The sequence below is a fragment of the Reinekea sp. genome (assembly GCF_046710285.1).
Taxonomy (GTDB): Bacteria; Pseudomonadota; Gammaproteobacteria; order Pseudomonadales; family Natronospirillaceae; genus Reinekea.
In genome coordinates, this window is the sequence record NZ_JBKEGY010000008.1 from 26,121 (window position 1) to 38,542 (window position 12,422).

The window sequence follows — 12,422 nt, forward strand, 5'->3', positions numbered from 1 at the left end:
CACAGAGTCACCAAAAAATGGATAAGTAGAATGCTGCACTTTCAGCGTCGAACCTTGTGGATCATTATTTATGTCACCATTCCACTGGTCATAATTTTAAATAACTTAGATGGTACGCCAGATAACGAGCATGTTGGCGAGGTGAGCGGGTCTGATCTCCTCTGGTCTCTTGATGAATTAACCGTCGAGCAGCAAGGCGGAATAGCTTGGTTAGACCTAAGGACGGCAAAATCTGTTGAGCTGAGTGTCATCCTAAACGCCATCCCAACTACTTCGCTTGCACTACCTAATAGCACTGCCTTTGCTAGTTATTTTCAAGGTGGAAAGTTTGTTATTTCAGTGACAAACCCGGTAAATGAAGCCGCGTTCGATGAGTCGTTGAAGTTTATAGCGCAATGGGTGCCCGCGGACATCGAAGCCATAGTAGTGTCGGGTCCTTATTCATCACAGTGGGTAGAGCTGATTCAGAAACGCTTACAAACACCAAAAGGCGAGGGTTTGGCAATTAGTTTTGCCGCCGGAAAAGGTTTGGCACGGTTAGCGTCACCGGCCATGAGCTCTCCAGATCAGCTCGCCTTCTTGATGGCGGTTAGTATCTTAAAGCAACGATTGTCGGGTTATAATATTCAAATGGCATGGGATCACCGGCGTTCTGAAAGCCAGGTGACCTTTAACAGTACGTTGTCAGAAGATGCGTTTTACCCTGTGACGCAAGAAGAGTTTGAGCCTGTACATCGGGCATTTTCACAGTCAGCCTCCGTGCGAGAGCGTTCACAATTGCAATTACATAAATATTTACAGACGGCAATGATATATGAATTGCCTTTCAGTTTTTTTGTAGAACAACCCAGTCGGCTCGCAGCGGTTAAGGTTGAAGATGTTAATCGAATGATGGAGTTCGCCCTTGAGCAAGTCAAAACGCGCTAAGCCCGCTGAAACCAATGCGCAATTAAGAATTATTGGTGGTAGGCACAGAGGCCGGAAATTGCCAATCCCGTCATTGCCAGGCTTGCGCCCAACACCGGATCGGATTCGAGAAACAATATTCAATTGGCTGCAGTTTGATCTGCACGACAAATTGGTCGTTGATTGTTTTGCGGGTACTGGCGCTTTAGGCTTAGAGTCTTTATCTCGCGGGGCGGCATCTTGTCAGTTTGTTGAACCGGCAACGCCAGCCGCCAAGTCAATTGAAAGCTCGTTGGGTTTACTTAAAGAAACCACAGGCACGGTTCATAAAACCAATGCCAGTGCATTTTTGGCGACCATGACGGAGCCAGCCGACCTGTTTTTTGTTGATCCTCCATTCGAGCTTGACCTTTGGCAAACAACTCTGGAAATGATAGCGCAGCGGTCTTTATTATCGGAGTATGGCTTTGTTTACGTAGAGTGCCCTAAAACCAAAGCCATTGAGTTAGATGAAACATGGCTCACGGTGAAAGATAAGACAGCGGGGAATTTAAGAATTCGGCTCTTACAGCAAGTCAATATAGGTAGTTGACCGATAGTCATTTAGAGTTAGAATGAATTTTTTATGAAACTGATTCAATAAGGCAATTAGATATGTCAGAGCCCAATTTAGATACTTCTTTCGGTGCTGTAGAAACACAGTTTAATGTGCTTCGGCGTGGCTACGGCTCTTTGCCTTATCCAAGCGTTGCGGTGCGAAAGCAGCGTTTGCTCAAACTAAAAGCTCTCATTCTTGATAACCAAGATGCCTTGATAGCGGCGATATCGGCCGATTTTACTATTAGGGCGAGTAACGACACTCTATCGGCTGAAGTATTACCCAGTATCATGGGGATTAACGATACCATGAAAAAATTAGGCCGATGGATGAAGCCTGAACGTAAGTTCGTTAACTTACTGTTCCAGCCTGCAACCGCCAAGGTACTCAATCAACCATTGGGCGTCATCGGTATTATTGCGCCATGGAATTACCCTTTATTTTTAACGGTAGGCCCGTTGACCAGCGCATTAGCGGCAGGAAATGTTGCCTTAGTTAAAGTTTCTGAATTCACACCAAATTTTGGTGTTCTATTTGAGCGATTGGTGGGTGAATACTTCGATGAAACAGAAATAAGAGTGGTTAATGGGGATGTCAGTGTTGCTCAAGCTTTTTCTGAATTACCGTTCGATCACATGTTGTTTACCGGTTCGACGGCCGTAGGCAAGCATATTATGCGTGCAGCGAGCCAAAACTTAACGCCGGTCACATTGGAGTTGGGTGGTAAAAGCCCGGTGGTGATCGACCCGTCAATGCCCATTCGCGAAGCGGCTGCGCGGCTAGTGTTCCCTAAATGTGTCAACGCAGGGCAAACCTGTGTCGCGCCCGATTACGTACTCTGCCCAAAGAAAGATATTGAAGAGTTTGTTCAGCATTTTATGGTTGAAGCTAAACGCCAATTCCCAACGGTCAGTGATAACAATGATTATACGGCGATCATCAATGATCGACAGCGTGCGCGTTTAGTTGGCTATGTTGAAGAAGCTGTAGCGAAAGGTGCTAAGGCACATATTGCCGGAGAAAGTGATGACCTCGCAGATTACGGTGCAAAATTACCGCCTATTTTGCTAACTAACGTGCCACTCGATTGCGCTGTTATGCAAGATGAGATCTTTGGGCCGATACTACCCATTATTGGTTATGAAACATTGGCGGAAGCGGTCAGATTCATCAACCTTCGCCCACGACCACTCGCTCTGTATGTGTTTGGTTATGATGCCTCTTTAAAGCCCGTTTTTGAGCTACAAACACACAGTGGCGCGCTGGTCTTTAATGAAGCTATGATTCATGTTGCAATGGATAACCTACCATTTGGTGGTGTGGGGCCAAGTGGCATGGGGCATTATCATGGTGAATATGGCTTTCAAACCTTTTCGAAAGCCAAACCGGTGCTCAGCAAAGGCCGCTTTAGTAGTTTAAAATTAGTTTATCCACCCTATAAAAGCTGGCTTATGTCATCAATTATGAGAATATTTGGTCGGTAATTTGTCTGTAGCGTTCGCATACGTTAATATGCGCGCGCTTTTAACTGGAGCCAAAAAATGTCGAGCATTGTGGTGTACCCTGGTACATTTGACCCAATAACCCGTGGTCATATGGATTTAATAGAACGTGGTTTACGCCACTTCGACAAAGTTATTGTGGCCGTCGCAGACAGTCCACGTAAAAAACCTCTCTTCGATTTAGCTAAGCGAGTCGAGCTTGCGAAGCAAGTCACCGAAGGCATGGGTAATGTTGAAGTCGCTGGGTTCAGCAATTTACTGGTTGAGTTTGCGCGCGAAAAAAATGCGTCTGTGATTCTACGTGGTTTACGTGTCGTCAGTGACTTCGAATACGAGTTTCAATTAGCGAACATGAACCGTGTCTTAGCTCCAGACTTAGAAAGTCTATTTTTAACGCCATCTGAGCAATATTCGTTTATATCTTCGACTTTTGTCCGTGAAATTGCCCATCTAAATGGTGATGTGTCAAAAATGGTCCACCCAATTGTTGAAGCGGCTTTAAAAGAGCGTTTTAATAATTAATTGATATTTTAACCAGAGGATTAAACGCATGGCGCTTATTATCACTGATGAATGCATTAACTGTGATGTGTGTGAGCCGGAATGCCCAAATAGCGCAATTACCGAAGGTGAGGAAATCTACGAGATAGATCCAAACCTATGCACAGAGTGTGTTGGCCATTACGATGAGCCTCAATGCCAGCAGGTATGTCCTGTAGACTGCATTCCTAATGACCCTGAACATGTTGAAGACAAAGAACAGCTGCAAGAAAAATACGAACGAATTATGGCCGCTTCAGCCTAATTAAAATTGTGTTTTTGTAGGTTTCTTCGTTCTACCTCGATTGCCTAACCAAGTGGTCAAATATCTATACTCTTACTGTTAGTTGCGTGTTAGCATCCTACTCCGGCCTGAACAAAAGATTCAAAACCCGGAGTAGTTATGCACGTAGAAAATGACATCAAACTTGGCTTTAAAGATGTGATGATTCGACCTAAACGGTCGACATTAAAAAGCCGCTCGCAAGTTTCCCTAGATCGAACCTATACCTTTCGTAACAGCCATAAAAAATGGACGGGTGTACCCATTATTGCTGCAAATATGGATACCGTAGGTACCTTTGACGCGGCCAAAACCCTCGCCAACCATAAAATGCTCACGGCAGTCCATAAGCATTACAGTGTTGAGCAGTGGCAGCAGTTTTTAACTGAGCTAACCGATGAACAATGTAATTACATAATGGTCAGCACGGGTACTTCTGATACCGACTTCACTAAGTTAAAGGATATTCTCGCGCTAGATTCGCGTTTGATGTTTGCCTGTATAGATGTGGCGAATGGCTATTCAGAGCATTTTGTTGAATTTTTACGCCGAGTGCGTGCCGATGATGCCAATGTGGTGATTGTTGCGGGTAACGTGGTAACCGGTGAAATGGCTGAAGAGCTTATTATTTCAGGTGCCGATATTGTCAAAGTTGGCATTGGTCCAGGCTCAGTTTGCACCACTCGCGTTAAAACCGGCGTGGGCTACCCTCAAGTATCTGCAGTAATAGAATGCGCCGACGCGGCTCATGGTCTGAATGGTCACGTGATCTCAGATGGCGGCTGTTCAAGCCCAGGAGATGTGTCGAAAGCGTTCGGTGCTGGCGCCGATTTTGTCATGCTCGGTGGAATGCTGGCCGGACACGATGAGTCTGGAGGTGATTTAGTAGAGCAAGACGGCAAACAATTTAAGCTGTTTTATGGTATGAGCTCAGATACAGCAATGAACAAATATCACGGCGGTGTCGCAAATTACCGCGCCAGTGAAGGAAAAACCGTAAAAGTGCCTTACCGTGGGCCATTAGAAAACACCATTTCTGATATTTTAGGTGGCGTACGTTCTACCTGCACTTACGTTGGCGCAGCGTCGTTAAAAGAGCTTTCTAAACGAACCACCTTTATTCGAGTTCAAGAACAAGAAAATCGAGTTTTTACTCAGTAGCGGTTTAAATACAAAGACTGTATTGGGCTGCCCCCAAAGTCACAAGCGGGGCTGAGGTGCTGTAAAAATAGGGCGTTCATTGGCATGGATGCCAATGACGAGCCCCCATGGATGGGTTCACGGCGTCCCTAGTTTTACAGCACCTCGGCTCAGTAGCCACCGTTCACGAGCTTTCAGTGGGTTTGGTTTTACACTGCTCGCTTTGCTTTAAAGAATAAACAGCGCTGCGAACCCTTATCGCAGTGGTAAGTGCACACAAACCTGCAAACATCCAAGCTAGTTGCATAAAGTATTGTGGTAATAGGCACATTAATACGAATATTGCGATTGTTTCGGTGCCTTCTGTAATGCCATTGAGATAGTAAAAGCCTTTGTTCGGGTAAGTCATCGATGATAGTTGTCGGCGTTCTGCAAAAATGGCAAACGCTAAGAAGCTAGAGCCGGTACCCATAAAAGAAAAAATTAACGCACTCGCTGCTAAGGAATTTTGTTCAGGGTTGGCGAGTGCAAAGCCAAAGACTATGGCTGAATAGAAAATAAAATCTAAAACTATATCCAAAAAAGCACCAACATCTGTTGGTTCCTGCAAGCGCGCTAGTTCGCCATCGAGTCCATCTGCGAGTCGATTCAGCAACAGGGCCACTAATGCCCAGCTGTATTGCTCGTAGGCGAGCAAAGGTACGCACAGCATGCCAATCATAAAGCCCGTCACTGTTACATGATTAGCGCGAAGCCCAGTTCGAGACAGTTGCTTTGCGACTCCTTTTAAACCAGGTTTTAGGTGTTTGAGCGACCAACGATCAAGCATAGACATTCTCCAGAACAAAGGTATTGCTGCCAGCAGGAACGTCTTGTTCATCGTGGGTGACCAACAAAGCAGGAATGCTATAGGCTTTAATCTGATCAAATACCCGTTGACGAAACTGTGCTCTTAACTGTGCATCAAGTTTTGAAAAAGGTTCGTCGAGTAAAATGAGTTTCGGGTTCGACAAAAGTGTACGTAGCAAGCTAATGCGCGCTCTTTGCCCGCCTGATAAAGTAGCTACATCTCTGGTTTCAAAGCCTTCAAGGCCGGATGCCGCTAACGCAGTCAAGAGCTGCTTTCGTTTATCAGCTTTTGATAACCTGGCGGGTAGACCGAAGGCCAAATTATCAAACACATTTAGATGGGGAAATAATAGATCGTCTTGAAATAAAATACCGACACCGCGCTGCTCTATAGCGACGTTTTTTAATGACGTGCCATTTAACGATATTTCACCGTTAATTTGAAAATTACCGGGTAACGTGCCAGAAATTGCAGACAGTAGGGTCGATTTACCTGAACCACTTGGCCCCATAATAGCTGCAATTTCGCCATTGTTTACGGTTAGGTTTATGGCATCAAATAACGGTTTGTCGTGTAAGCAGACGGTTAGTTGATCAATAATAAATGACATGCCTTATAGCCTCTATTGATGACTCATGGAACGGTGACGGCGAAAACGCAGTGCAGGGATAATAATGGCCAAACTGAATATGGCAAAGGGCAGTAATTGTTGCCACATGGCCATGACCGCCATCATTCTTCGATTGCTGCCCGAGGTCATCGCGACTGCCTCGGTAGTAATGGTCGCAAAGTGACCCGCGCCGACAAAGAGTGTAGGCAAATACTGTGCAATCGAAACTGAAAAACCGATCGCAAACGAATATAAAATAGGTCTTAGTAACATGACAAATTTTATGGTCATAAAAGATTTAGTGCGACGCTTAGAAAGCGTTTTAGCAATGTAGATATAACGGTCATCGAAATTTCGATACGGCTCACTGAGCGTTAAAAAAACATAGGGTATAACAAATATTAAGTGCGACCATAAAACAGCCAGCCAAGAACTGTCTAAACCAAAATAAATTAAGCTAACCTGAAAACCAAATAAAAAGGCGACCTGAGGAACCAATAACGGAATATATATCCATAACAACAGTTGCCTAGTATTTATTTTGCGATTGTATTTATAACGCATTCTTACTTCATTTTCTAATGCACCAATACATAAAATAACAGCAATAATGGCGGCAGCAGAGGCGAGCCCAAATGTAGTTAATAGCGTGTCCAACAATCGATCAAAAGACCGACCCCATGAAGAGAATGTAATTGCCTCAGGTAATAAATCTGGGTAACGCCAGCGTTGAGCAACACTCCATAGCGCTGTGACCGTAAAAGATAAAATATAGCTTACCGATAAACCAATCAGTAAAACCCACGTAATAAAGGTTAACGGTTTTGAGGGTAGGCGATGACGCACGCCACGCCACAGTACGTAGCAACATAAACGCGCTAGAACTTTTTCAAAAACACGCACCAATAACAAAGTGGCGACCAATAGTGCCAGTAAATGACTCGCGCCCACGGCACCAATTAAGCGATAAGATAAGTCAGCATCGGTAAACAAACGGGTAATCACAACCGCTGCGGTCGGCGGTGCAGTCGGGCCGGCAATAATGGATAAGTCAACCACTGATAAAGAGTAAGCAATGATAGAATAAAATGGTAATCGTAAGCGTTGATAAAGTTGAGGAAATAGCAACCATAACCAAGAAAACAAACGCGAGTAACCTAAGCTTGCTCCTAACCAAAGCGTTTTAGATACTTTTAATGAAGGCAATGTAGCGAGTGCCATAAAAAGTAGAAATGGCGCTTCCTTGAGCATCAATACAATCATTAAACTCACACCGTCGCTATCTTGTAGCGTGGTGATAACTGGAGGCCGGTCAAAATAACCCGTCAATGAATTAATGACTCTAAACATCCAGCCGCTCGGTGTAATGAGAAAGCCAAAGCCAATAGCAAAGGCGGCATGTGGAATAGATAGAATCGGCGCGAGCGCCCGCTCCACTTTTTTAAACAGCGCTGATGGATACAAGCCAATTAGAACGATAAAAACCATCGCCAAAGCAAAAATAGAAGACAGTATTCCTATGAAAAAAGATAAAGAGAATGCGCTTCCCATGCCAGGGTGTTGATAAAAGTCGAGTACGGGTTGCCAAGAAAAATTATTTTGCCCTAAAACCGGAAAGTAACCGGCAGCCGGTAACCAGGTCCCCAATAAACCAACGGCAACGGGACCTAGAAAAAGACAGGCCATGAACCATGGCGCTGTCGCAAGCAAAAAATTACGCTTCACGTTGTCTGCTCGATCAGTTGGCGTATCGCGCTAACCAAGCTTTTTCCAATGCATCTACCCAGCTAGTGTGAGGCTCCCGTAATACCGCGCCTAATTCTGCATCGGTAAGGGTTGCAACACCCAAGGGCAGTGCTGCAAATAAGGCGCTATCTTCAGCGGTTAACTTACTGGTAGCAAGTACCGTAGGGTCCCCCCATATAGCAGGATCTGCTTTACGAGCTTGCGCTTTCGGAGACATTAAAAAATTTGCAAACACCATAGCGCCTTCGCTGCTGCTTGAGTTAAAAGGAATGCTTACAAAGTGGGTGTTGCCAATAGAGCCCTTGCTGTGGACATAGGTCTTTATTGATTCTGGTAGCTCGCCGGTGGCGATGGCATTGCTGGCATCGTTTGGATTAAAGCTAAGTGAAATATCAAGCTCACCATCGTTGAGGAGCTGCTTCATTTGTGGTGCACCTGAGGCGAATGTTTTACCTTGACCCCACATGTGAGGGTGCAGCGAATCTAAGTAGTCCCAAAGTGGAGCCGTTACTTCATCAAAATCAGCCAAAGTAACCGGGGCATATACTGCCTCTGGCGTAGCGGTTAGTTCAAGTACGGCTTGCTTAACAAAGGTAGTTCCGTAAAAAGACGGTGGTGCTGGGTAAGTCACACGGCCCGGATTGTTTTCAGCGTATTGCAGTAACTCAGGCATACTTTTAGGTGGCGTTGATAGTTGCTCAGAATCATACATAAACACCAATTGTGCCATGCCCCAAGGTGCTTCCATGTTGTCGACCGAGGTAGTGAAGTCAAACAAGGTGGTCGGTTTATTTTCAGTATCGACATATTGATAGTTTGGTAGGTTTTGCGTGAAAGCACCCAGCAATAAGCCGTTTTCTTTCATTGAGCGAAAGTTTTCGCCATTAATCCAAATTAAATCTACCGCGCCATCTTGGTTTTTACCTGCGGTTTTTTCGGTTAACACTTGGCTAACGACATTGCCCGCATCTGTTATACGCACTTGTTTAACGGTGACATTGTGGCTAGCTTTAACTTGTGTGGCGGCCCAATCGATATAATCATTGATGGTTTCGCTGCCACCCCATGCATGGAAATAGACCGTTTGCCCTTTGGCTTTTTGTTCGATATCTGTCCAAGATTGCGCATGTAAGTAACTAGAGGTAGCTAGCACCGTGGCCATTGCCACCTGAGCTAATTGGGTTATGCTCATTTAAAGCGTCCTTAATTGATGTAGAGTCGTTGCAAATTGGTTCTAACTCGCAAATGATAGTAACAGTTCGTGAATAACCAGACTCAGAGTAAATTAAAAAGTTCCGTGAATACATCGGCTTGTCTCATTATGTCATTGTACCGACGGGCTTTCTAATAAGGAATGACCTCATTATGGATAAATTACTAAAAAAGGCCTTGGAGGCTTTCCAAGCCCTTGATAACTATAGCCAATTTGAAAATAAAGCGCAGCTAGATCAAGTGATTATTGCTAGTCCTTGGTTTTGTGAGTGGTTGAAAAAACAGACTGATTGGCCAGAACAATTTACGTTTTTCTTGACTGAAGTCGATGTTGTAAAAGAGCTTGAATCTTTAGCGATGCATTGGACTGTTGATAATGAAGCTCAGGTGATGCAAGACCTGCGCGTTTGGCGTAACCGTCATATGGCGCGAATGATCGCGCGCGATGCACTGAATCTATCTAGCGTGCGCGAAACAGCTGCGCAAGTGTCCGCTTTAGCAGACGCAGCCGTGACTTATGCCGTGCGCTGGAGTGAGCAGTTCTGGCAAATAAAAAATGGTGTGCCCGCGCCTTGCCCATTTACCGGGCAGCCGCAACGGTTGCATGTTATTGCAATGGGTAAGCACGGCGCACAAGAGTTAAACCTTTCTTCCGATATCGACTTGATCTTTGCATACCCAACTGAAGCCACGACAGATAAAGGCAAGTCTCATGAGCAATTCTTTACCCGAGTAGGGCGCAAGGTTATTCAGCTGCTCGACGCAAGAACTGCAGAAGGCATCGTCTTTCGTGTTGATATGCGATTGCGACCCTGGGGGCAATCGGGCGTGTTAGCGTCTAACTTCAAAGCCCTAAACAGTTACTATCAGCAGCAGGGTCGGTTTTGGGAACGTTTTGCGATGGTCAAGGCAAGAGCTGTGACGGGCACCAACGACTCCAAATTTGAATTGGAGCAATTGCTCAGCCCGTTTGTTTATCGCCGTTATGTTGATTTTCAAGCCGTGGGGGCTTTACGCGAATTAAAGGATAAAATACAACAAGAAGTTCGTCGGCAAAATTTAGAGCGCAATATTAAATTAGGTCGTGGTGGCATTCGAGAAGTAGAGTTTATCGCTCAAGTCTTTCAATTGGTGCGTGGTGGGCAAGATGAAGCACTGCAAACACGAGGCACTTGGCCAGCGCTAAAATTATTAGCTGAGCTGGGGCTGCTGCCCGAGAACGTAGTCGATGAGCTAATACTGGCCTACGACTTTCTGCGTGACCTTGAACATAAAATACAAGCCCTGCGCGATGAGCAAACTCAAATGCTGCCAGTTGACGAAGGTGATCTAGAGCGTTTAGCCAGCAATATGAACCAAACTTCCGTAGCAGATTTACTGGTAGCTTTAGAACAACACCGTGAGCGGGTGAATGTGCATTTTAGCAATCTCATTGCAGAAGAGGAGCCGGTCTTACAGTCGCCAGAAATAGGTCCACTCATTAGTGCATGGTTAAACAAGAACCGACCTGAGGGCGTAACCAAAGCTGAAGGTTTATCAGATGAAGTGCTTGCCTTCGCAAGTGATCCATCGGTCATGAAGCTAAGTGGAGATTCAAAATCTAATTTAGATAACTTTATGCCAATGCTGTGGCATGAGCTCACTAAGTTCTCGGATGGAGCGAAGCGATTCTTAGCCATTCGACCCATATTAGAGTCAGTATTACGCCGTTCATCTTATTTTGTATTACTTTCAGAAAATCCAAACGCTATTAAGGAATTAGTGAAGTTAGCGCCTTTAAGTTTATGGGTCGCAAAGCAATTTAAAGAAAAGCCGTTCTTATTAGATGAACTCACCGACTTAAAGAGTTTTTATCAATTGCCACGGCAAGCAGAGCTTCAAGATGAACTACACCAGCTTATGTTGCGTGTACCTGAGGATGATCTTGAGCGGCAAATGGAAGTATTAAGACACTTCCGCCATGGACGAGTATTGCGTGCCGCCGCTTGTGAAGTGACCAATCAATTACCGCTCATGAAAATTTCTGACTATTTAGCATGGGTTGCGGAAGTGGTGGTTGAGCAAGCGCTTGCGATTGTTTGGCGGCAAATGCTAGCAAAACACGGGCGTCCTTTAAAAGCAGATGGTGAATGGAGTGAGCCACTATTCGGTGTCATTGCATACGGCAAGATGGGCGGTTTAGAAGTTTCCTACGAATCTGATCTAGATTTAGTCTTTTTACACGATGCCGATACTCAAGGGCAAACCGAAGGCCCAGTGGTGGTAGATAACGTGGTATTTATGGCTCGCCTGGGTCAAAAGCTTATACATATTCTCAGTAGCGTAACGCCGTCTGGCAGACTGTACGAAGTCGATACACGGTTAAGGCCGTCAGGAAGCTCTGGATTATTAGTGACAGGCTTGGCGGGTTTTGAGAAGTATCAGCGCAGTGATGCATGGACATGGGAGCATCAAGCGCTAGTCCGAGCAAGGTTTATAGCTGGGGATCGAGAGTTGAAAGATAAGTTTGATTTAATTCGTCAATCTATTCTATGTCAGCCACGAGTCCCTGCTGCATTGAAAAAAGATATTATTGAGATGCGCGCCAAAATGTCTGGACACCTATCGACGAAATCGGCAGATCCAGATGCCGCCGTGTTCGATATTAAGCATGACTTTGGCGGGATTGTTGATTTAGAGTTTTTGGTGCAGTACTTGGTGCTCGCGAATGCAGAGCAACACCCTGCTTTAGCGGTTTGGTCGGATAATGTTCGCTGCATTGAGTCGTTGGCTCAACAAGGTCTGATAACAGAGCAATCACAGCAAAGTTGGATGCAGGCTTATTTGGCGCTAAGGCAAGAAGTTCATTATGCGATTTTACAAAATGAAAACCGGCAACGGCAGGTCAACGAGCTACCTGAAGCCTTTGTCGAAGCCGCAAATTTAGTGCGCAAAGTCTGGCAAGAACAGATGGGCCAAACTGACTAAGAATAATCGTTGTGTACATTGGAATGAACAGTTGCAATCTTTGCGGATCAAAGCAGGTGGCAAGTGCT

11 protein-coding genes are annotated in these 12,422 nt (G+C 45.2%); 7 read left to right on the top strand and 4 right to left on the bottom strand.

Annotated features, from left to right (window positions below; all coding sequences use genetic code 11):
• Positions 1 to 30: 30 nt before the first annotated feature.
• From ACI882_RS07575 to ACI882_RS07600, 6 genes are all read left to right on the top strand, one after another.
• Complete coding sequence (locus ACI882_RS07575) at positions 31 to 927, top strand: hypothetical protein (RefSeq protein ID WP_411744681.1); 897 nt, start codon at positions 31 to 33, stop codon at positions 925 to 927.
• Positions 905 to 1,498 carry a 16S rRNA (guanine(966)-N(2))-methyltransferase RsmD gene (gene rsmD / locus ACI882_RS07580; protein WP_411744682.1) on the top strand — a complete coding sequence of 198 codons (594 nt, stop codon included), beginning with the start codon at positions 905 to 907 and terminating at the stop codon, positions 1,496 to 1,498. The genes ACI882_RS07575 and rsmD overlap by 23 nt, the downstream gene beginning before the upstream one ends.
• Positions 1,499 to 1,560: 62 nt before the next feature.
• Positions 1,561 to 2,988 (top strand): coniferyl aldehyde dehydrogenase, encoded by a 1,428-nt coding sequence (locus tag ACI882_RS07585; RefSeq protein ID WP_411744683.1) that lies wholly within the window; start codon positions 1,561 to 1,563, stop codon positions 2,986 to 2,988.
• 57 nt (positions 2,989 to 3,045) lie between these two features.
• A complete protein-coding gene (gene coaD / locus ACI882_RS07590) occupies positions 3,046 to 3,528 on the top strand; it encodes a pantetheine-phosphate adenylyltransferase (protein WP_411744684.1) in 483 nt (160 codons plus the stop codon).
• A gap of 28 nt (positions 3,529 to 3,556) precedes the next feature.
• Positions 3,557 to 3,811, top strand: coding sequence for a YfhL family 4Fe-4S dicluster ferredoxin (locus ACI882_RS07595; protein WP_411744685.1), 255 nt, complete (start codon positions 3,557 to 3,559; stop codon positions 3,809 to 3,811).
• A 138-nt stretch (positions 3,812 to 3,949) separates the two neighbouring features.
• Positions 3,950 to 4,990: a GMP reductase gene (locus ACI882_RS07600; protein ID WP_411744686.1), complete on the top strand. Its 1,041-nt coding sequence runs from the start codon at positions 3,950 to 3,952 to the stop codon at positions 4,988 to 4,990.
• Between the two features lie 163 nt (positions 4,991 to 5,153).
• On the opposite strand, the gene ACI882_RS07605 is transcribed toward ACI882_RS07600, so the two are convergent.
• The 4 genes from ACI882_RS07605 to ACI882_RS07620 are packed head-to-tail and all read right to left on the bottom strand — an operon-like array spanning position 5,154 to position 9,367.
• On the bottom strand, positions 5,154 to 5,849 hold the full coding sequence (locus ACI882_RS07605) for a CDP-alcohol phosphatidyltransferase family protein (RefSeq protein WP_411748460.1): 696 nt from the start codon (positions 5,847 to 5,849) through the stop codon (positions 5,154 to 5,156).
• Positions 5,791 to 6,429 (bottom strand): ATP-binding cassette domain-containing protein, encoded by a 639-nt coding sequence (locus ACI882_RS07610; RefSeq protein WP_411742761.1) that lies wholly within the window; start codon positions 6,427 to 6,429, stop codon positions 5,791 to 5,793. The genes ACI882_RS07605 and ACI882_RS07610 overlap by 59 nt, the downstream gene beginning before the upstream one ends.
• 12 nt (positions 6,430 to 6,441) lie before the next feature.
• The gene (locus tag ACI882_RS07615; protein WP_411742762.1) at positions 6,442 to 8,154 is read right to left on the bottom strand and encodes an ABC transporter permease; all 1,713 of its coding nucleotides are present in this window, start codon (positions 8,152 to 8,154) and stop codon (positions 6,442 to 6,444) included.
• Positions 8,155 to 8,167: 13 nt separating this feature from the next.
• Positions 8,168 to 9,367, bottom strand: coding sequence for an ABC transporter substrate-binding protein (locus tag ACI882_RS07620; protein ID WP_411742763.1), 1,200 nt, complete (start codon positions 9,365 to 9,367; stop codon positions 8,168 to 8,170).
• A 173-nt stretch (positions 9,368 to 9,540) separates the two neighbouring features.
• Between ACI882_RS07620 and glnE the strand changes: the two genes are divergently transcribed.
• A complete protein-coding gene (gene glnE, locus ACI882_RS07625; protein ID WP_411742764.1) occupies positions 9,541 to 12,354 on the top strand; it encodes a bifunctional [glutamate--ammonia ligase]-adenylyl-L-tyrosine phosphorylase/[glutamate--ammonia-ligase] adenylyltransferase in 2,814 nt (937 codons plus the stop codon).
• Positions 12,355 to 12,422 lie beyond the last annotated feature (68 nt).

Coding starts and splice junctions, on each gene's coding strand:
- ACI882_RS07575 (WP_411744681.1), top strand. CDS start 31: ATGCTGCACTTTCAGCGTCGAACCTTGTGGATCATTATTTATGTCACC.
- ACI882_RS07585 (WP_411744683.1), top strand. CDS start 1,561: ATGTCAGAGCCCAATTTAGATACTTCTTTCGGTGCTGTAGAAACACAG.
- coaD (WP_411744684.1), top strand. CDS start 3,046: ATGTCGAGCATTGTGGTGTACCCTGGTACATTTGACCCAATAACCCGT.
- ACI882_RS07595 (WP_411744685.1), top strand. CDS start 3,557: ATGGCGCTTATTATCACTGATGAATGCATTAACTGTGATGTGTGTGAG.
- ACI882_RS07600 (WP_411744686.1), top strand. CDS start 3,950: ATGCACGTAGAAAATGACATCAAACTTGGCTTTAAAGATGTGATGATT.
- ACI882_RS07605 (WP_411748460.1), bottom strand. CDS start 5,849: ATGAACAAGACGTTCCTGCTGGCAGCAATACCTTTGTTCTGGAGAATG.
- ACI882_RS07610 (WP_411742761.1), bottom strand. CDS start 6,429: ATGTCATTTATTATTGATCAACTAACCGTCTGCTTACACGACAAACCG.
- ACI882_RS07620 (WP_411742763.1), bottom strand. CDS start 9,367: ATGAGCATAACCCAATTAGCTCAGGTGGCAATGGCCACGGTGCTAGCT.
- glnE (WP_411742764.1), top strand. CDS start 9,541: ATGGATAAATTACTAAAAAAGGCCTTGGAGGCTTTCCAAGCCCTTGAT.